This window comes from Corynebacterium sp. AOP40-9SA-29, assembly GCF_052377405.1.
In the GTDB taxonomy this organism is placed as follows: domain Bacteria; phylum Actinomycetota; class Actinomycetes; order Mycobacteriales; family Mycobacteriaceae; genus Corynebacterium.
In genome coordinates this window covers 194,715-213,892 of the sequence record NZ_JBQSWR010000004.1, presented here as the reverse complement: position 1 = coordinate 213,892, position 19,178 = coordinate 194,715, and the positions used below count along the sequence as shown (strand labels likewise).

Below are 19,178 nucleotides of genomic sequence, written 5' to 3'. Positions count from 1 at the left end.
CTACTTGCTCTTCTTCTTGTTCTTCTTGGGCTTGCGCTCCAACTTCGAGGCCAGGTCCGGCACATAGCGGAACTCGGTGCGCGGGGGACGCTCGTAGTCGGAGGCCACCTCCGGGCGCTCGGGGATGTGCGGCGGGGTGTGCTCGACCTTCTCCCACGGCACGGAGGACAGCAGGTGGTTGATCACGTTGATGCGTGAGCGCTTCTTGTCCTCACTCTCCACCGTGTACCAGGGGGCGGTGGGAGTGTCGGTGTGGGCGAACATCTCGTCCTTCGCCCGGGAGTAGTCCTCCCACCGGGTGATGGACTGCAGGTCCATCGGGGAGAGCTTCCACTGGCGCAGCGGGTCCTCGCGGCGGGAGGTGAACCGGGCGACCTGCTCCTCGTCCGAGACGGAGAACCAGTACTTGCGCAGCATGATGCCGTCCTCCACGAGCAGGCGCTCGAAGATGGGTGCCTGGTGCAGGAAGCGGCGGTACTCCGGGGCGGTGCAGAAGCCCATGACCCGTTCCACGCCGGCACGGTTGTACCAGGAGCGGTCGAAGATCACGATCTCACCGGCCGAGGGCAGTTTCTCCACGTAGCGCTGGAAGTACCACTGACCCTGTTCACGGGACGTCGGCGCGGGGAGTGCCTCGACCCGGCAGTAGCGGGGGTTGAGGTACTGGGTGATGCGCTTGATTGCGGAGCCCTTGCCGGCGGCGTCGCGGCCCTCCATGATGACCACCACGCGGGCACCGGTCTCCCGCACCCACTGCTGCATGTCGACCAGGTCCGCCTGGAGCTTCTTGAGCTCCTTCTCGTAGGCGACCTTGTCGAGCTTGCGCGGGCGGGTCGCGGTCGGGTTTTCGGCAGGTGCGTTCCGTGACGTCATGTCTGACGAGTTTACCCCGTTACTCCACGGAGAACTCCGCCATGCGATCCCACTCCCTCTTTCCGGGGATGGAGGTATTAACAATCTGCGGGGTCTCGGAGAGCACCGTGGGGAAGAGTTCGCAGGCGGCCTTGAAGTGGTCGCTCTCCACGTGGGCCCCGTCGGCCCCGTCCTCGAAGGCCTCCACCAGGAAGTACTCGGTGGGATCGTCGGTGCCGCGGAACCAGTCGAACCACAGGTTGCCGGCCTCGGCGCGGGTGGCGTCGGTGAAGTCGGCGACGACCTCCCGGAAGTTCTCGACGTACTCGGGCAGCGGGCGGAATCGGACGTTGATCAAAATCATGGGCGCAATTCTACGCGTGCCCGGGAACGCGAAAACCCCCGCACCGAAGTGCGGGGGCCGTGACGCTGGGGGCTACTAGTCCTCGGCACCGTCGGTGATGGAACCGGTGATGGTGCCCAGAGCCTCAGTGAAGAAGTCGCCGATGGCGTTGACGATGTCGCCGATGATATCCAGCATGGTGATGCCTTTCGATAGAAGAATGTGTTCACAGCGATGCTTATGCCTCGCTGCTCCACGAACCCTACATGTGAAAAACCCTAAGGGGTTAGGTGGAGGATAATATACACCCCTAGAAAGGGGGCTTGACTTCGAGTCACCCCAGGTAGATGGGCCTACACGAAAACCGCGCACCATTCCACAGTCGGGAATCGGTGCGCGGATTCACGAAAGGCATGCGCACGGCGTGCGCTCCACTGCGAGGGTCATCACTTCTCGCATACCAGGAGCCTACATCACACACAGACAAAACTACCCACCGACAGGGCCGCCATCGCGTAGCTTCGAGATCCTTGCGGGCCTCCGGCGAGATCACCCGGTGCTCATGGAGGTAAACATTTGCGAGAAGCTGCCGAATGAGGGCCGGCTCCATGCCTTCACCTCAGCGAAAGTGCGCGATACAACTCGAACCCTTGCTCGGCACCCTCGCCGCGAAGTTGACGGACAGAGGTGGCAATGACGCCGGCAAGGATGGCCGCGATTCCGTGGACATCGCGGGCCACAGCGATGGAGCCGCCCCCTAGTCGACTTCCGCAGCGAAGGCGGAACGCGTTGAGAGCACCAAGAAAGAGCAAGACTATTCCTACGAGTACCCGGACATGCAAAAACCCCCGCACCGTAGGTGCGGGGGCCAGCATCACTGGGGTGCGAATTACGCGCCGGTGATGGAGGTGGTGACCGTGGTCAGCGCCGAGGTGATGAAGGTGCCGATGGCGGTGACGATGGTTCCGATGATATCCAGCATGGTAATGCCTTTCGATAGAAGTATATGAAATTCTGCTGCGACGCTCATGCCTCGCTGCTCCAGGAACAATACCGAGAAGAAGCCCAAAGTTGTTACATGGGGCAGACTATATACCCCCGTTTGGGGTAAAAACAACCCCCGTTTGGCGCTCTCACCAGGCGGAACAACAAAAGAATCCGCGCACCAGCCCCGCTTATTGGGGGCCCGGTGCGCGGATTCGCGAAAGGCAGGCACACACGAAGATGTGCTCTCAGCGCGGGTTCATCACGTCCGCACATGCTAAACATACCTTATGTCGGGAAACGTACCTATTCCCCACGCAGACATAGAGAAGGCCCCCGCACCGAAGTGCGGGGGCCTACATCGCTACAGCGAATTACTCGCCGGCGATGGAGCCGGTGACGAGCTCGATGGCCTCGTTGAAGAAGTCGCCGATGCTGTTAACGATGGTGCCGATGATGTCCAGCATGATGATGCCTTTCGATAGAAGTATATGAGGTTCACAGCGAAGAATTAACCTCGCTGCATCACATAGCCTACCGATGGAATCCGACGGGTGTTAGACAGGCCAAACTACACACCCCCATAAAGGGGGCTTGACTATCCATAGGCGCTGTTCATGCCGCTTATGTGATTTCCCGCGCAGGAGAAGGACAGTGAAACGTGAGGTGGGACGGGATCGTCGGCCTAACGCGGCACGTAGGCGACCGTCAGAACAGTGATGCAAAAGTGACTATATTCACATATTGAACTCAGTCAGTGTCAGTCAGTGTCAGTCGGCGTCGGCCCAGGTCAGCCGTTGTCGACACCGACCTCCTTCTCCGGGCCCTGGTTCTCCATCGCCTCGTCCAGCTGCACGCGCAACCGCTCCACATCGTCAACGGAGAAGCGGTCCTCCCCCGCCACCGCCACCAGACCGTCCAGCACGGAGGTGCCGTAGTTGTGCCCGTGCCCGTTGGGCACATTGCCCGCACGCGGCAGGTCCAATGTGACCTGCCAGAACGTGACGACCGGCATCCACTGCATCGTCGGCGACCGGTCGAAGCCCGGTGCCTCCTTCAACCAGTCCGGCTCCCGGAACAACAGGTTCGGCGACCACCACACCACCGGGTCCGACGGATGCTGCACATACAGCACCCGCGAGCCGTCCCAGGACGTCCCGCCGTCCTCCGGATCGTTGATCCACCGCTGGATCTGCTCGGAGTTCTCCGCGAACCGCACCATCATCCCGCCGGAGTACTCCGGGTCCACCTCGCGGGTACCCGGGTCACGACGGGTCACAAAGTCACGCCACAGCTCATTGCTATTCGGCGGGCCCAGCCACAGCACGCCGTCCACCGTGGAAGCGATATCACGCACACCGGAGAAGCCGCCCTCGCCGGCCGTGGTGCCCAAGGACTCTCCGTACACGTAGAGCTTCGGCCGGTTGTCCTCCGGCAGGCGGTCCCACCAGTCGGCCACCGCGTCGATGAGCTCCTTGCCCGCCTCGCGCACCCGGTTGCGGTCCGTGATGAACTGCAAGGCACTGGGCAGATAGGAGTACTGGTCGGCGGCGATGGCGGTGTCCCCGTCGAACATCAACTCAAAGGCCTGCGCGGCGGTGGGATTCACCCACCCGGTGCCCGTTGTCGGCGCCACCATCAATGCCTCGCGGTCCTGGGCGTTGGTGCGCTCCAACTCATCGACCACGTTCAGGGCACGCTCGCGGTCGGTGTCGCCGTTGCTCAAACCGGCGTACACCCGGATCGGTTCCTCGGCAGGACGCCCCGTGAGGTCCTCGAGCTGGTCCTTGTACAGGCCCAGCGCGGTGAACCGGGTGCCATAGGCACCGAGATCCTCCCACTCATTCAGCGACCCCGGCCCACCACTGCGCTCCGGGACGGTGGGCTCCACCAGATCCTCGCGGATCTCCTGGTCGCGCACCGAGAAGATGCGCTCACTGACCCGCAGGATCGTACCGGGCAGAATCTGGTCGGCCACGAACACCGTGACCACACCGACGACCGCCCACGACACCAGCAGCTTCAGGCCGTAGCGGGTGTGCTGGCCGGGGACGGCGCGGGCCAGCAGCACGGTGCCACGCACCACGATCTTGCCCACCAGGTAGAACCCCACCCACAGCAGCAGGCCAACCGGCAGCACCTTCAGGAACTCGCCGGCGGAGTAGGCCTCATCGCCCATGATGTCGGCGATCTGCTGCTGCCACTGCACCGCGAAGAGGATCCACACCAGCAGCGCGACGACGATGACCACGATCAGCGCGATCCGCAGACGCGGACGCCAGCGCGGCGGCACCGTCTTTCCGCGGGTCACTACGGTGATCAGTGGCTCCACCAGGTCGTGGATCCACAGGACCCACACCCACTGAAGCACCACGCCGATCAGGTGGCCGGTTGCCGCCGACAGCCCTGCGGCCACCCCCTGGAACAGCCAGTCACGTGTCAACAGAGAGGGTGTCAGCGACAGCGCGAACATCAACGCGCCGACCACAAGCCCCCATGTGCTGGGCTCCATCAGGCCGCGCAGGAACCCCCGATGTTCCGGCTCCGGCTGTGCACCGTGGTCCTGCCGGACGATCACACCGGGGAAGTCGGGGGATTTATCGTCCTGCACCACCTGCACTATTCAGCCTCCACGCACGTCAACGTCATGTATGGCTAGTGAGTCTAGCAGCCGGTCTCCCGGCGCTCGGCGACCTCAAGCCAGCTCATCTCCAGTTCCTCGTGCTCATCCCTGGCCGCGGACAGTTTCGCGTCCAGATCCGACAGCAGTGCGGTGTCGATATTGCCGTCCGCCGGTGCCGACGCCTCAGCAAGCAGGCGGTTCAGGTCGTCCACCTTGGACTGCACCTTCGACATCTTGCGCTCCAGCGCGCCGAGTTCCTTGGACAGCGCACGGTCCTCCTGCGCGGACAGGGCCGGTGCCGCCGGGGCTGCAGGTTCAGCGGTCTTGTCGGACGCCCCGCCGAGCGCCATATTGCCGGTGTGCCGGTTCTCCTGAGCTGCCTGCTCCGCACGGCGCTCCAGGTACTGGGAGATCCCGCCGGGCAGGTTCGTCAGCCGTCCGTCGCCGAACAGCGCCCAGGTGGAGTCGCAGATGCGCTCCACGAGGTAGCGGTCGTGAGAGATCACGACCATGGTTCCGGCCCAGCCGTCCAGCAGGCTTTCCAGCTCCTGCAGGGTGTCGATGTCCAGGTCGTTGGTGGGCTCGTCAAGCAGCAGAACATTCGGCTCCGCCATGAGCACGCGGGTGAGCTGCAGCCGGCGGCGCTCGCCACCGGAGAGGTCGCCGACCGGGGTGCGCTGGCGCTTCGAGGAGAAGCCCAGGCGCTCGGCCATCTGTGAGGCGGTGAGTTCCTTGTCGCCGATCTGCACCCGCGAGGCCACGTCCTCCACCGCGTCCAGCAGCCGGCGGGCGGGGTCGAGGTCGTCGAGCTCCTGGCGCAGCCAGCCGATCTTCACCGTGCGTCCCTCGATCCGACGCCCCGCCGCCAGCGGGTTCTCGCCGGCCAGCGTGCGCAGCAACGTGGTCTTGCCCGAGCCGTTCACACCGACCAGGCCGATGCGTTCGCCGGGGTTCAGCCGCCAGGTGAGGTCCTCGACCAGGGGTCGGCCGTCCGGGGTGGCCACGGTGGCGTCCTCGAGCTCGATGACCTTCTTGCCCAGGCGCCGGGTGGCGAAACTCATCAGTTCCACGGAGTCGCGCGGGGCGGGGACGTCCTGGATCAACGCCTCGGCCGCCTCGATGCGATACCGCGGCTTGGACGTGCGGGCCGGGGCACCGCGACGCAGCCACGCCAGCTCCTTGCGGGCCAGGTTGGCGCGGCGCTGCTCGGCGGCGTCGGCCTGCCGGGCACGCTCGGCGCGGGCGAACGTCCAGTCGTTGTAGCCGCCCTCGTAGACATCCACGACTCCGTCATGGACCTCCCAGGTGTGGTTGGCCACGGTATCCAGGAACCAACGGTCGTGGGTGACCACGATCAGCGCGCAGCGGCGCGACAGCAGGTGCGAGGCCAGCCACTGCACACCCTCGACGTCCAGGTGGTTCGTCGGCTCGTCAAGGATCAGCAGGTCCAGATCCTTCACCAACGCCGCGGCGAGGCCCACGCGTCGGCGCTCGCCGCCGGAGAGACCGGCCACCAGGGTGTCCAGGCCGTCCTCCCCCAACTCGGCGACGCCGAGGCCGTGCAGCACCTCACGCACGCGCGGATCCGAGGCCCACTCGTAGGTCTGCAGGCCCAGCGGTTCCAGGACGGACGCGCCGACGGTGTCGCCGGCGAGGTCGACGTCCTGCGAGACACGCGCCATGCGCAGGTCGTTATTGCGCGACACCCGGCCGGCGTCGGCGGTGTCGTCGCCGGAGAGGACGCGCAGCAGGGTGGACTTGCCGCCACCGTTGAGGCCGACGACGCCGATCCGGTCGTCGGAGTTCACCCCCAGGCTGACCTTGTCCAGCAGGGTCTTGAGACCGTAGGACTTCTCGACGTTCTCCAGGTTGATCAGGTTGATCGGTGTTGCCATGGCGGTTCGGGGGGATCCTCTCGGTGGGGGTGTTACGCCCCTGCAACGATACGCGCACCATACCGGCAGGACGCCGCGGTGGTGGTCGCTACGGCACGTCCGCCCACGCCCTCGGCCGACAGGGTGGTCGCCACGTCGACCGCGTGGCCGCGATCGCGGCACAGCATCGCCACCGTCGGACCGGAGCCAGACACCAGGCAGGCCAAGGCGCCGGCGTCGCGTCCTGCGGCAAGCGTGCCGCGCAGATCCGGGCTGAGGCTGATCGCCGGGGCCTGCAGATCATTGACCACCGCAGAATTGAGGTGATGCGCCAGTTCGTCGACGTCCCCGGTGAGGATCGCGCGCTGCGCGCCCTCGGGTCCCTCGGCGCGCAGGTCAGGACGCTCCCCGCGGGCGGCCGCCGCGCGCTGCTCGTCGAGGCGGGCGAAGACGTCCGCGGTCGACAGTCCGCGCGGATCCATCGCCAACGCCCAGTGGTAGGTGCCGCGCGTGAGCACCGGCACCAGGACGTCCCCCCGGTTCTGGCCGAGGGCGGTGCCGCCGGCGAGGCAGAAGGGCACGTCCGCGCCGATATCGGCGGCGAGCACGGCGAGAGTGTCGTCGTCCGGACGCGGCACGCGGTCGAAGCCGGGGCCGTGCATGATCTCGCAGGTGGCGATCATCGCCGCCGCCGCATCCGCCGAGCCGCCGGCCATGCCACCGGCGACGGGAACGCCCTTGTCGACCAGCACGTCCAGCACCGGGAAGGACGCCGCCGGCACGCCGGCGAGACTGTCCCGGTAGTGCGTCAGGACGCTCAGGACGCCGCGCACGGCAAGGTTGTCCGCCAGGTCCTCGCCCACCGGCACCTTGGTGGCGTCGCGTCCGGTGACGGTGAAGGAACCGATGAGTTCGACCAGGTCATCGGGCACGCCCTCGTGCACGTCTGTCACGCTGAGCGTGACGGACTCGGTGAGGTCAAGGGCCTGAAAGACGGTCCGCAATTCGTGGTAGCCGTCATCGCGGGCGTCGCCGACGGCCAGGTGCAGGTTGACCTTGCCCTGGGCGGTGGCGGTGACGGAACGGCCGAGCGTCATGAGTTCTTGCCCGCCAACGATGCGACGGCCAGGTCCACGAAGGCGGCGGAGTCCAACTTCTCGCCACGCTCGCGCGGGTCGATGCCCGCCCGGGTCAGTACCTCCTCGGCCGCCGGGCCGGAACCGAAGTAGCCGGACAGCGCCGCGCGCAACGTCTTACGGCGCTGCAGGAAGGCGGCGTCGGTGACGGCGAAGACCTCGCGGCGCAGCGCGTCCTCCCCCAGTTCCTCCAGCTGCGCCTGCCACGGGCGGTCGGCATCGCCCCAGCGGTCGATGCGCACCAGGCCCGAGTCGATCTTCGGTGCCGGCCAGAAGACGTTCTTGCCGATCGTGCCGGCCTTGCGCACCCGGCCGTGGAAGCCGGCCTTCACGCTGGGCACCCCGTAGACACGGCTGCCGGGGTCCGCGGCGAGCCGGTCGGCGACCTCCAGCTGCACCATCACCAGCACCCGGCGGATGCTGGGGAATACCTCCAGCAGGTGCAGCAGCACCGGCACGGAGACGTTATACGGCAGGTTGGCGACCAGCGCCGTAGGTTCGCTGATCTCCTCGCCGGTCAAGGTAAGCGCGTCGGCGGTGAGCACCGTGAGGTCGTGCACACGCGAAGGCGCGAACTCACCGACGGTCTGCTCCAGGCGCCCGGCCAGGCGTTTGTCGATCTCCACGGCCGTGACCGAGCCAACGGACTCCAGCAATGCCAGGGTCAGTGAACCGAGACCCGGACCGACCTCCACGACGTGGTCGTGCTCCCCCACCTCGGCGGCCGAGACGATCCGACGGACCGTGTTCGGGTCGATGACGAAGTTCTGGCCCAGACGCTTGGTCGGGGTGACGTCGAGCTCTGCGGCCAGCTCCCGGATGTCGCCAGGGCCGAGTAGTCGGACGCCCGTGCTGTTCTCATGTTCCACGGTTGACCAGGATAGCCGACGCAGCGATATTTCTAGCTCAGGCCCATCTTGGAGGTACAGGCCGGCCAGGCGCCCCAGCCCTGTGCCGCCTGGACCTTCTCGGCCACGGCGATCTGCTGCTCACGGGAAGCCATGTGCGCCTCGGCGGCGTACTCGGTGCCACCGTAGGCAGCCCAGGTGGACGGGGTGAACTGCAGGCCGCCGGAGAAACCGTTGCCGGTATTGGCCGACCAGTCGCCGGTGGCCTCGCACTGCACGAGCTCATCCCAGACCGAACCGCCGGCCACGGCAGCAGCGGAGGCGGAGGACGCCTTCTTGGTGCCGCGGATCACGATGCGCTCGGTCGCGGGCTCGAGCTCGGTGCGGTCGACCACGTCGCGGCCGGTCTCTTCGCCGTTGGTGGTGGTGACCTTGTAGGTGACCTTCTCCAGGCCGGCGGAGCCCTCCTCGACGACCTCTTCCTCGCCCTCGGGCTTGTCCGGGTCCTCTTCCACCGTGACCGGCGGGTCGAAGGGACGCTCCTCGGTGACCTCATCGGAGGTCACGCGGTGGACCTCAATGTGGGTACCGGGGGTCAGCGGGGTGTCGGCGGACGGGGTGACGACGTCGTCCTCGCCGAGCGGGGTGCCGCGCAGCTCCAGGGCCTCGCCGACGGTGGCGGCGGCCAGGGACAACCGGGCCGGCTCTTCGCCGGGGTTGCCGTCGTTGAGGGTGAAGTCACGCGGCGTGGTGATGTTGAGTTCCATGCCGTCGACCGGGATCTGTGTGCCGGTGCCCTCGGACAGGGAGGCGGCGTTGTCGCCGTAGCCGAGCTCGGAGAGCAGGTCGGCGACGGTGAGCGAGGTGGTGTCGACGTCCTTGAGCTGGCCGTCCACGGTCACGGCGACCTGGCGTGCCGAGCGCACGGTCACGGTGCCGTTGTCCTCGACCTTCTCGTCGAGCCCCGGGGTGATCATGTCGCGGTCGGCGACCTCGACGTCATTGTCTTCCAGCAGCCCGCGGATGTCCCCCGACATCGCGCTGGCCTGCACGATCTTGCCGTTGACGTCCAGGGTGACGTCCTTGTGGTTCGTGGCCACCACGGTGCCGCCAACGACGAGGACCGCCAGCATACCGCCGGTCGCCGCGCGCAGCGGGACCGAGCTGGTGCTGTTGATGCGGTGCAGGGTGGACTTCTTCTTGGGGGACACGCGCTCTTCTACCTCCGGTGGCGACGACCCTGCGGATCAGGGGCGGCGGTTCAGGCCATATCTAATAACGTTGGTCACGATACGGTAACGATTGGGTCACGATCAAGAAATCGCGACTTCTCCCCCCGTTTCTGTCGCCATCATCACACCTGCAGGCCACTTAGGGCCCACGGGTCACACCGGCACCAACAATTCAGATGCCGTACAACCGCCGTGCATTCGCCGTAGCTAGTTCCCCGAGCTCCGCGGCGTCCATGCCCCGGGCCTCAGCCACGCAGCGCGCGGTGTAGCCCACGTACGCCGGCTCATTGCGGCTCCCCCGGTAGGGCTCCGGCGTCATATACGGCGCATCGGTCTCCACGAGCAGACGGTCCGGCGGCACCAGCGCCGCCGCCTGACGCAGCTCCTCATTGCGCTTGAAGGTCACATTGCCGCAGAAGCTCAGGTAATAACCGCGCTCGATCGCCTCGCGGGCCACCTCCAGCGGCGAGGAGAAGCAGTGCAGCATCACCGGCAGGCCCTCTGGGGCGTCCGCCAGCACGCGCATCAGGTCCTCGTCGGCCTCGCGGTTGTGGATCATCAGCGGCTTGCTCACCTCCGCTGCCAGGTCCATATGCCAGCGCAGCGCCTCCTCCTGGACATCCAGGGCGGCGGTATTCTCCGGGTCGTGGGTGATCCAGTAGGTGTCCAGCCCGGTCTCCCCCACGGCCACGCACCGCGGGTCGGCGACCAACTCGCGCAGGCGGTCGCGAACCTCCTCAGTGAGTTCGTCGGCCTTCGTCGGGTGCACCGCACAGGCCGCCACCACGCGCTCATCGGCGTGGGCGGCCTGCAGGGCCAGGTCCGCCTCGTCGATCCCATCGCCGACGGTGCACACCCCGCTCACCCCGGTGGCCGCCGCGCGGTCCATCACCGCGCGCACCGCCGCGGCGTCCTGCGCACCGCAAGACGCCAGGTGTGTATGCGCGTCGAACAGGGCCGGGAGCGCCTCGGGCGGGACGGGTGTGGGGCGGGGCTTACGTCGTGACATGACCCCCAGGCTAGCTGGCGGGCAAGGACTCCTCGAAGAAGGCCAGTTCCAGATCCACCGTGCGCCCGAAGTACTCGCGGGCCACCTGCGGGTCCGACTCCCCCACCCGGTCCACCTCATCGCGCAGGAACCCCACCAGATCGTGGAAGTCCGGGTAGTCGTGCAACCGCACCCACTCGGCGTGCACATGGCGTTCCGGGCGACCGTCGGCGGCCTGGGCGGTGTTCTCCGGGCGCGTCGCCCAGTCCAGATACAGCCACTCGCACACCACCAGCACGCTGACGACCGCGACATAACTGCCGGACGCCGCGGCGTCGGCGAACAGCCGGCGGAACCCCGCCGTCGCCGGACGGTCCGGCACCGCGGCCTCCCCCGCGCCGTCCTGCGCGCCGAGCTCGGCCATCGCCTCGACGAAGTAGGTGTCCTCGTCGCCGGCGACCTCCCCGAGGAACTGGGCGAAGCGGCGACGGGCCGGGTAATTGTCCGCCGTGGCCACCGCGGTGCCCAGCAACGCCATGAAGCCATCGGCGAACCGGTAATCCTGGACCAGGTACTCCGCCATCCGCGCATCCGGCAGCGTGCCGGCGAATAACTCCTGGACGAAACGGTGAGTCACCGCGGCGTCCCAGGTGTCGGCGTGCTCGGCGCGCAACTGGTCGCTGAAGCGGGTGCTGGCGGTCATGGGTTACTCCGCCGAGGCCTGGACCGATGCCCAGGACGGGCCGGTCTCGGCGAGCTCGGGATCGAGCTTCGTGAACAGCGGGGACGGCTTCGCCAGCGGGGTACCCGCGGTGAGCTCGGTGCGTCCCCAGTGCGCCTGCTGGTCGTCGTAGTCGCCCATGATCACCGGGTAGCTGCGGCCCTCGGCCGGCAGCCCCACACCCACCGGGGTGCGCGGCGAATCATCGGTGACCTCGACGACCTTCGGCTGTGCGGCCCACACGCCGGTGCCACCGAGGGTCTCGAAGACCTTCTGCGCGGAGAACGGCAGGTACGGGGTCAGCAGGGTGTTCGCGTCGGAGACCACCTGCAGTGCGGTGTGCAGCACCGTGGCCAGGCGCTCACGCTGGGACTCGTCCTTCGCCAACTTCCACGGCTCCTGTGCGGCGATGTACTGGTTGCCGCGATCCACGATGCGCATCGCCTCGGCGATGCCCGCCTTGAACCGCGAGTGCTCCAGGCACTCGGCGACGGTCGCGAAGGCCGACGCGGCGTCCTCCAACAGGTCGGTGTCCTCGGCGGTGAACTCGCCGGCGGCGGGCACCTCGCCGAAGTTCTTGTGCGCCATCGACACCGTGCGGTTGACCAGGTTGCCCCAGCCATTGGCCAGCTCGGTGTTGATGCGGCGCACGAACTCGTCCCAGGTGAAGTCCGTGTCCATGTTCTCCGGGCCGGCGACGGCGATGAAGTAGCGCAGCGCGTCCGGGCCGAACTCCTCCAGGAAATCGCGCACATAGATCACCACGCCCTTCGACGAGGAGAACTTCGAGCCGGACATCGTGAGGAACTCCGAGGAGACGACCTCGGTCGGCAGGTTGAGCTCGCCGAACTCGCCGGCCTCGCCGCCGTGGGCACCCTTGCCCGCGTAGCCGAGCAGTTCACCCGGCCAGATCTGCGAGTGGAAGGTGATGTTGTCCTTGCCCATGAAGTAGTGGGACACCGCCTCCGGATCCGACCACCACTCGCGCCACGCATCCGGCTCACCGGAGCGCCAGGCCCACTCGATGGACGCGGAGAGGTAGCCGACGACCGCGTCGAACCACACGTATAGCTTCTTGGCGTTGTTGTCCTGCCAGCCCTCGATCGGCACCGGGACGCCCCAGTCGATGTCGCGGCTCATCGCGCGCGGACGCATGTCCTTGAGCAGGTTGAGGGAGAACTTCAACACGTTCGGACGCCAGCCCTCGCGGGTGGTCAGCCAGCCCTCGAGCGCCTCGGCGACGGCCGGGAGGTCGAGCATGAAGTGCTCGGTCTCCACGAAGTCCGGGGTCTCCCCGTTGATCTTCGAGCGCGGGTCGATGAGGTCGGCGGGGTCGAGCTGGTTGCCGCAGTTATCGCACTGGTCACCGCGGGCATCCGTGGCACCACACAGCGGGCAGGTGCCCTCGATGAAGCGGTCCGGCAGGGTACGACCGGTGGACGGGCTGATCGCCCCGGTGGTCGTCTGACGCAGCATGTAGCCATTGTCATTCAGGCCACGGAAGAGCTCCTGGACCACGGCGTAGTGGTTGCGGGTGGTCGTGCGGGTGAACAGGTCATAGGACAGGCCCAGCCCGGCGAGGTCCTCCACGATGACGCGGTTGTAGCGGTCGGCGAGTTCCTGGACGCCCACGCCCTCCTTCTCCGCCTGCACGAGCAGCGGGGTGCCGTGCTCGTCGGTCCCGGAGACCATCAGCACCTTGTTCCCCGACATTCGCTGGAAACGGGCGAAGACATCGGAGGGGACGCCGAACCCGGCGACGTGTCCGATGTGGCGGGGTCCGTTGGCGTAGGGCCAGGCGACGGCGGTGAGGACGTGTTTCGACATGCGACCAGACTAAGCCATGACATAACGACGGCGCGCACCCGGGGACGGTTTCCCCTGGTGCGCGCCTGCGTGCGGAGCGTTGGTCTCGGCTACTTCGAGCCGGCCTTCTCCGAAGAGTCGCCACGCTTGCCACGACGCCGCTCACGGGCGGCACGGGCCTCGGCGGTCTCCTGGTGCCGGCGCTCACGCGCCAGACGCAGGGCGAAGGCCCGCTTCTGCTTCTCGTCGAGGAACAGCGGGTCCTGCGACAGACCCTTGTAGATCGACAGGCACAGGAAGCAGATGAGGATCACGAACGGGCTGGCCGCGATGATCGTCACGGACTGCAGGCTGTTGAGGGCGTCGTCGCCACCGGACAGCAGCAGGACCACGGCGATCAGGGCGGTCAGCAGACCCCACAGCACGGTGACCTTGCGGTCGGCGACGAGCTTGCCGTTCTGGCTCATCGTGCCCATCACCGTGGAGGCGGAGTCCGCCGAGGTGATGAAGAAGGTGGCCAGCAGGACCATGGCGATGATCGAGGAGACGGTGCCCAACGGCAGGTCGTGCAGCAGGTTGAACAGCATGTTCTCCGAGTTGCCGTCGCCGAAGATCTCGGAGCCCTCGCCCTCCTGGTGAATGGCGCTGCCACCGAAGATGGAGAACCAGACCACGGAGACCGCGGTGGGCACGAGCATCACCACGAGGATGAACTCGCGCACGGTACGTCCGCGGGAGATGCGGGCGATGAAGGTACCGACGAAGGGCGACCAGGAGATCCACCATGCCCAGTAGAACAGGGTGTTGCCGGCGAGCCACTCGTCCATGCCCGGCGAGGTGTCCGCCGTGCGGGCGGCCATGCCGAAGAACTCCTGCAGGTAGTTACCGAAGGCGGTGGGGATCGTGTTGGCGATGACCACGGTCGGGCCCACGATCAGGACGAAGAACGCCAGGATCGCGGCCATGACCATGTTGAAGTTCGAGACGTACTGGATGCCCTTGCCGACACCGGAGTAGGCCGAAATCAGGTAGCAGATGCCGAGCACACCGATGATCAGCAGCAGCCAGCCGGTGCCCGGGTCATCCACGATGTCCGTGGCGTTCAGGCCGGAGGCGATCTGCAGGGCACCCAGGCCCAGGGAGGCGGCGGTACCGAAGACGGTGGCGAAGATCGACAGCACGTCGATCAGCTTGCCCAGCCAGCCCTCGGCACGGCGCACACCGATCAGCGGGATGAACGCCGAGCTCATCAGCTGCTTGCGGCCCAGGCGGAAGGTGCCGTAGGCGATGGCCAGGCCGACGATCGCGTAGATCGCCCACGGATGCAGCGTCCAGTGGAACAACGTGGTGGAGAAGGCCACCGGGTTGCTCTCGGTCGCCTCACCGGGCACACCGTTGCGGTAGAAGTTCATCGGCTCGGCCACACCGTAGAACATCAGGCCGATGCCCATGCCGGCGGCGAACATCATCGCGATCCAGCTGGCCGCGTTGAACTCCGGTCGTTCGTCGTCCTGGCCCAGCCGGATGTTTCCGAACTTGCTCAGGGCCACGTACAGGATGAAGAACACGAACACCGAGCCGGCGATGATGTACACCCAGCCGAAGTCGGTGACGATGAAGTCCAGCGCCGCGTCGGCGAAGGAGGAGAAGCTGTCCGGGGCAACCAGGCCCCAGACAACGACGGCGAGCACGATCACCGCGGCGAAGCCGACGACGGTCTTATCGACCTTCGCGTTCTCGTCCTCGGCCGGGGGCGGCAGCATGTCCTCGGTGGCGACAGGAGAGATCTTCTCCATGTTGAGACCGGGATCCGTGAACGGGGCACCGTCAGCGTCGGTGCCCGGGGGGCCGATATCGTCTGATTGTGGGTTCTCTTCTGAAACGGACATGCCGACCACTCTGCCATACTCCCCGGACACGGACCCGGGCACCCCAGAGGGTGTGTCCTGGGGTGTGCCCGGGTAGTCAGTCTTGGCGTGCCGCCAGGACCGCCTCGTAGAGCTCCCGGCGCGACAGCCCGTATGCTGCGGAAACCTCCCGGCTAGCGTCCTTGAGGCGCAACCCCTGGGCCACCTTCGCCTCGACCTCATCAACGAGGTCCTCCGGGGATTTATCCGTCCCGCCGGCGGATGCCGAGATCACTACCGTGATCTCACCGCGCACCCCGTCGGACGCCCACTGCGCCAGTTCGCCCAAGGGCCCGCGGACGACTTCCTCGTAGGTCTTCGTGAGCTCGCGGCACACGGCGGCCTCCCGGTCCGCCCCGCAGACCTCCGCGGCGGTGGCCAGTGTGGCCGCCAGCCGGTGCGGAGACTCGAAGAAACTCACCGCGCGGGTGGAATCGCGCACCGACTCCAACCACTGACGTCGCGCACCGTCCTTGCGCGGGGCGAAACCGTCGAAGGCGAAGTGCCCCACGCCCACTCCGGACAGCGCCAACGCGGTCGGCACCGCCGAGGGACCGGGCAGGCACGTGACCGGCACCCCGGCGTCCTGCGCGGCCTGGACCAGCGGGAATCCCGGGTCGGAGACCGAGGGCATGCCTGCGTCGGTGACCACCAGGACCCGAGCCCCGGCGGCGGCACGCTCCACCAGTCCGGCCGCCCGGTCGGCTTCGTTGTGGTCGAAGTTGGACACCACCTGACCGGTGATCTCCACACCCAGAGCGTCCGCCAGCGCGCGGGTACGCCGGGTGTCCTCGGCGGCGACCACGTCGGCGCTGCCCAAGGCGTCGATGAGACGGAGGGACGCGTCCAGCGGGTTTCCCAGGGGCGTGGCCGCCAGGATCACCCCGCCGCCGGCGAGCGGGCGCTGCGCGGCGGCGCGCTGCAGCCCGGTGGTCACTGTGGTCACGGCGGTCACTGTCTGCGGGTCCGGGGTGTTCTCCTGCATGGTCACCAGAGCCTACCCGCGCCTACCTGCCGGGGGCGGAACCACGGCCCGTGACGTATAGGATTGCCCACTGTGACGCAGACTCCAGCCACCACCGCCACCGCCGCCGCACTGCGGCAGCGTCCCCAGCAAGGGACCCGGCGCTGGTGGACGATCCTGGCGACCCTGGGAGTGCTGGGGCTGCTCAGCCGACTGCTGTGGCTGTCGCACCCCACCGACAACGGCACCCCCGTCTTCGACGAGAAGCACTACGTGCCGCAGTCGTGGCAGATCGTGCGCGGCGGTATCGAGGACAACCCCGGATACGGGCTGGTCGTCCACCCGCCCCTGGCCAAGCACCTCGAGGCGCTCGGCATGGCCATCTTCGGCAACAACCCGTGGGGATGGCGCATCGTGGTCGCACTGATGGCCGTCGGTGTGATCCTGCTGATCGCCGCCACCGCCCGCCGACTCAGCGGCTCCGACTGGGTCGGCCTGGCCGCCGGCATCATGGCCCTGTGCGACGGCATTCTTTTCGTGACCGGACGCTCGGCGATGCTCGACCACTTCCAGGTGTTCTTCGTCGTTCTCGCCGTGTACCTGCTGCTGCGCGACCACGGCGAGATGGAGCGGCGCTTCCGCCGCGTCCTGGCCGAAGGACGCATCGGCGAGCGTCCGCTGGGCCCGCGCCTGGGCTTCCGCTGGTGGCGCTTCGCCGCCGGCGTTGCCCTGGGCTGCGCCCTGGCGGTGAAGTGGTCGGGGCTGTACTACATGGCCTTCTTCGGGCTCACCGTGGTCGCACTCGACTGGTGGCGTCGCCGACGCTTCGGCGTGGAACGCCCCTTCCTCGGCACCGTGGGCCGCGACTGCCTGCCCGGCTTCGCCTCGATCGTGCTGGCCCCGCTGGTGGTGTACCTGCTGTCCTGGCGGTCCTGGTTCGCTTCGGAGACCGGGGTATTCCGCCACGAGGCCGAGGCCGGCAACGATCAGATCGCCTCCTGGGGACTGGACTTCCTGCCGGACACCTGGCTGAACTTCATCTACTACCACGTCTCCGTGCTGGGCTTTCACTCCGAGCTGACCAACTCCAACGGCCACCACCACCCGTGGGAGTCCAAGCCGTGGGACTGGCTGGCCACCACCCGTGCCCTGCTCTACCACTCCACCACCACCGACGACGGCCACCGCGAGACCGTCCTGCTCATCGGCACGCCGGCGATGTGGTGGCTCACGCTCCCGGTACTGGCGTGGGGACTGTGGCGCTTGATCGGACGCCGCGACATGCGCTGGCTGGTGCCGGTCGTCGGCTACGCCGCCGGTTTCCTGCCCTGGCTGCTCAACGTGGACCGGCAGATGTACCTGTTCTACGCCACGAACCTCGCGCCCTTCCTCATCATCGGACTGGCCCTGTGCCTGGGGCAGGTGTCGGGATGGTCACTGCGAAAGACAGCGCAGGACGTACCGACCTCCGGCATTCTCGGCGAGCTGCGCGTGCTCGTCCTGGAGCGCACGGGCATGCTCGTCGCCGTGGCCTACCTGGTGCTCGTGGTGTGGATGTTCCTGTTCTTCCTGCCCATCTTCACCGGCATGCCGCTCACCGACGAGCAGTGGCAGCTACGGATGTGGCTGCCCGGCTGGACCTGAGTCGCCGGGATCTCCGGGCCGCCAACTCGAGTTCGCCTGCACGTCTTCGGGACTGTAACTGACCGGACGGGCCGAGAGCCCTCGCAACGACTGCCGCAGCGGGGCCACGGCGTGGTTGCGCGACAACCACACCCCGATCAGCGACGCGCACGCCGCCAGGTGCAGCAGCAGCCCGGCGATCATCGTCACATCCACCGCGCCGTCCAACAGGCCCAGGACCACGTCGCGGGTGGCGAAACCCGCGCCGAACCCCCACAACGCCAGGAACACCGGTAGCAAACCCGGAGCCGAGCGCGGCCGCGCCGCGCCCCACAGCAACCCGGCGGCGAGCGCCAAGCGCACCGCCGCGGCGTCCACCGACAACGACGCCACGTCCGGATCCCCGGCGTTGCCGACCGCACCACCCGGACCGTCCGACGCCTCGGCCCCGGTGCCGGCGGCGCCGGTGAGCAACAGCACCGACCAGGCGATATAGCAGACCGCCACGGCCACCATCGCCAGGCGGCTGAGTACCAAGGGCAAAGATCGGTTGCGTAGCCGGTGCGAGAGCTGCGGGGTCTCGTCGGCCAGTCGCACCATCGACGCCGCCAGCGCGCTCGCATCCACCGGGGCGTCCTGCGTGGTGCTTGTCGACGAGGCGACGGACATGCGCAGCCGGCGGTTCAGGTCACTGGCCGCGGCAAACCATTCGCTGCAGTCCGCGCAGGCCGAGAGGTGCGTCTCGATCATGTCGTGGTCCACACCGGACGGGGCGTCCTCCCCGTCGAGCTCGGCGGACAGCGCGGCGCGTACCGCGGCGTGGACGTCGTAAGGATCCTCCACCGAACTCACCCGAACCGTGACAGCGCCTTGTCGAGGCTCGCCCGCCCGGCGCCGAAGACGATGAGCATCACGCACGCGGCGAAGAGCACGATGACGAACTCCCCTCCCCCGTCGGTGACGAACAAGCCGTTGCCCAGGTGCACGAAGTAGAACGCGGCGATCATGTCCAGGGCCAGCACCCCGGCGGCCGCCGGGGTCAGGAAGCCCAGCAGCACCAAGGCTCCGCCGAGCATCTCCACCACCGAGACCACCCACACCGACAAGGTGGGCTGCGGGATGTGCATCGACGCCCACTGCTGGGCCGTCTGCTCCACCCCCACCTGGAAGACCTTGTCCCACCCGTGGGCGATGAACACGACCCCGAGGGCGACGCGCAGGACGAGGAGGGCCGCATCGCGGAAAGCAGGATTGTTCATGATGACGACATCATAACT

At 67.4% G+C, this 19,178-nt stretch carries 16 protein-coding genes; 2 read left to right on the top strand and 14 right to left on the bottom strand.

Annotated elements, in window-relative coordinates; genetic code table 11:
- Together ppk2 and ACT3SZ_RS09200 are read right to left on the bottom strand one after the other, a co-directional pair.
- On the bottom strand, positions 1-873 hold the full coding sequence (gene ppk2 / locus ACT3SZ_RS09205; RefSeq protein ID WP_444618238.1) for a polyphosphate kinase 2: 873 nt from the start codon (positions 871-873) through the stop codon (positions 1-3).
- Positions 874-892: 19 nt separating this feature from the next.
- Complete coding sequence (locus ACT3SZ_RS09200; RefSeq protein ID WP_301442722.1) at positions 893-1,216, bottom strand: putative quinol monooxygenase; 324 nt, start codon at positions 1,214-1,216, stop codon at positions 893-895.
- Positions 1,217-1,803: 587 nt separating this feature from the next.
- Between ACT3SZ_RS09200 and ACT3SZ_RS09195 the strand changes: the two genes are divergently transcribed.
- On the top strand, positions 1,804-1,956 hold the full coding sequence (locus tag ACT3SZ_RS09195; protein WP_444618237.1) for a hypothetical protein: 153 nt from the start codon (positions 1,804-1,806) through the stop codon (positions 1,954-1,956).
- A gap of 1,013 nt (positions 1,957-2,969) precedes the next feature.
- On the opposite strand, the gene ACT3SZ_RS09190 is transcribed toward ACT3SZ_RS09195, so the two are convergent.
- The 10 genes from ACT3SZ_RS09190 to rsmI form a co-directional block, all read right to left on the bottom strand.
- On the bottom strand, positions 2,970-4,790 hold the full coding sequence (locus tag ACT3SZ_RS09190) for an alpha/beta hydrolase (RefSeq protein ID WP_444618236.1): 1,821 nt from the start codon (positions 4,788-4,790) through the stop codon (positions 2,970-2,972).
- Between the two features lie 53 nt (positions 4,791-4,843).
- Positions 4,844-6,697 carry an ABC-F family ATP-binding cassette domain-containing protein gene (locus tag ACT3SZ_RS09185; protein WP_444618235.1) on the bottom strand — a complete coding sequence of 618 codons (1,854 nt, stop codon included), beginning with the start codon at positions 6,695-6,697 and terminating at the stop codon, positions 4,844-4,846.
- 32 nt (positions 6,698-6,729) lie between these two features.
- The gene (locus ACT3SZ_RS09180; RefSeq protein WP_444618234.1) at positions 6,730-7,773 is read right to left on the bottom strand and encodes a 4-(cytidine 5'-diphospho)-2-C-methyl-D-erythritol kinase; all 1,044 of its coding nucleotides are present in this window, start codon (positions 7,771-7,773) and stop codon (positions 6,730-6,732) included.
- Positions 7,770-8,681, bottom strand: coding sequence for a 16S rRNA (adenine(1518)-N(6)/adenine(1519)-N(6))-dimethyltransferase RsmA (gene rsmA, locus ACT3SZ_RS09175; RefSeq protein WP_444618233.1), 912 nt, complete (start codon positions 8,679-8,681; stop codon positions 7,770-7,772). The genes ACT3SZ_RS09180 and rsmA overlap by 4 nt, the downstream gene beginning before the upstream one ends.
- 32 nt (positions 8,682-8,713) lie before the next feature.
- Positions 8,714-9,871: a transglycosylase family protein gene (locus ACT3SZ_RS09170; protein WP_444618232.1), complete on the bottom strand. Its 1,158-nt coding sequence runs from the start codon at positions 9,869-9,871 to the stop codon at positions 8,714-8,716.
- 193 nt (positions 9,872-10,064) lie between these two features.
- On the bottom strand, positions 10,065-10,901 hold the full coding sequence (locus tag ACT3SZ_RS09165; protein WP_444618231.1) for a TatD family hydrolase: 837 nt from the start codon (positions 10,899-10,901) through the stop codon (positions 10,065-10,067).
- Positions 10,902-10,911: 10 nt separating this feature from the next.
- On the bottom strand, positions 10,912-11,583 hold the full coding sequence (locus tag ACT3SZ_RS09160; protein WP_444618230.1) for a TenA family protein: 672 nt from the start codon (positions 11,581-11,583) through the stop codon (positions 10,912-10,914).
- A gap of 3 nt (positions 11,584-11,586) precedes the next feature.
- Positions 11,587-13,428, bottom strand: coding sequence for a methionine--tRNA ligase (gene metG, locus ACT3SZ_RS09155; protein WP_444618229.1), 1,842 nt, complete (start codon positions 13,426-13,428; stop codon positions 11,587-11,589).
- A gap of 89 nt (positions 13,429-13,517) precedes the next feature.
- Positions 13,518-15,170: a BCCT family transporter gene (locus tag ACT3SZ_RS09150; protein ID WP_444618351.1), complete on the bottom strand. Its 1,653-nt coding sequence runs from the start codon at positions 15,168-15,170 to the stop codon at positions 13,518-13,520.
- Positions 15,171-15,372: 202 nt separating this feature from the next.
- Complete coding sequence (gene rsmI / locus ACT3SZ_RS09145) at positions 15,373-16,299, bottom strand: 16S rRNA (cytidine(1402)-2'-O)-methyltransferase (RefSeq protein ID WP_444618228.1); 927 nt, start codon at positions 16,297-16,299, stop codon at positions 15,373-15,375.
- A gap of 72 nt (positions 16,300-16,371) precedes the next feature.
- On the opposite strand from rsmI, the gene ACT3SZ_RS09140 reads away from it, so the two are divergent.
- Positions 16,372-17,922 (top strand): dolichyl-phosphate-mannose--protein mannosyltransferase, encoded by a 1,551-nt coding sequence (locus tag ACT3SZ_RS09140; protein WP_444618227.1) that lies wholly within the window; start codon positions 16,372-16,374, stop codon positions 17,920-17,922.
- Here ACT3SZ_RS09140 and ACT3SZ_RS09135 read toward each other — a convergent pair.
- Positions 17,893-18,753, bottom strand: a complete 861-nt coding sequence (locus tag ACT3SZ_RS09135) for a zf-HC2 domain-containing protein (protein WP_444618226.1) — start codon at positions 18,751-18,753, stop codon at positions 17,893-17,895. The genes ACT3SZ_RS09140 and ACT3SZ_RS09135 overlap by 30 nt on opposite strands.
- Positions 18,750-19,160 carry a DoxX family protein gene (locus ACT3SZ_RS09130; RefSeq protein ID WP_444618225.1) on the bottom strand — a complete coding sequence of 137 codons (411 nt, stop codon included), beginning with the start codon at positions 19,158-19,160 and terminating at the stop codon, positions 18,750-18,752. The genes ACT3SZ_RS09135 and ACT3SZ_RS09130 overlap by 4 nt, the downstream gene beginning before the upstream one ends.
- Positions 19,161-19,178 lie beyond the last annotated feature (18 nt).

Coding starts and splice junctions, on each gene's coding strand:
- ppk2 (WP_444618238.1), bottom strand. CDS start 873: ATGACGTCACGGAACGCACCTGCCGAAAACCCGACCGCGACCCGCCCG.
- ACT3SZ_RS09200 (WP_301442722.1), bottom strand. CDS start 1,216: ATGATTTTGATCAACGTCCGATTCCGCCCGCTGCCCGAGTACGTCGAG.
- ACT3SZ_RS09195 (WP_444618237.1), top strand. CDS start 1,804: ATGCCTTCACCTCAGCGAAAGTGCGCGATACAACTCGAACCCTTGCTC.
- ACT3SZ_RS09185 (WP_444618235.1), bottom strand. CDS start 6,697: ATGGCAACACCGATCAACCTGATCAACCTGGAGAACGTCGAGAAGTCC.
- ACT3SZ_RS09180 (WP_444618234.1), bottom strand. CDS start 7,773: ATGACGCTCGGCCGTTCCGTCACCGCCACCGCCCAGGGCAAGGTCAAC.
- ACT3SZ_RS09165 (WP_444618231.1), bottom strand. CDS start 10,901: ATGTCACGACGTAAGCCCCGCCCCACACCCGTCCCGCCCGAGGCGCTC.
- ACT3SZ_RS09160 (WP_444618230.1), bottom strand. CDS start 11,583: ATGACCGCCAGCACCCGCTTCAGCGACCAGTTGCGCGCCGAGCACGCC.
- metG (WP_444618229.1), bottom strand. CDS start 13,428: ATGTCGAAACACGTCCTCACCGCCGTCGCCTGGCCCTACGCCAACGGA.
- ACT3SZ_RS09150 (WP_444618351.1), bottom strand. CDS start 15,170: ATGCTGCCGCCCCCGGCCGAGGACGAGAACGCGAAGGTCGATAAGACC.
- rsmI (WP_444618228.1), bottom strand. CDS start 16,299: ATGCAGGAGAACACCCCGGACCCGCAGACAGTGACCGCCGTGACCACA.
- ACT3SZ_RS09130 (WP_444618225.1), bottom strand. CDS start 19,160: ATGAACAATCCTGCTTTCCGCGATGCGGCCCTCCTCGTCCTGCGCGTC.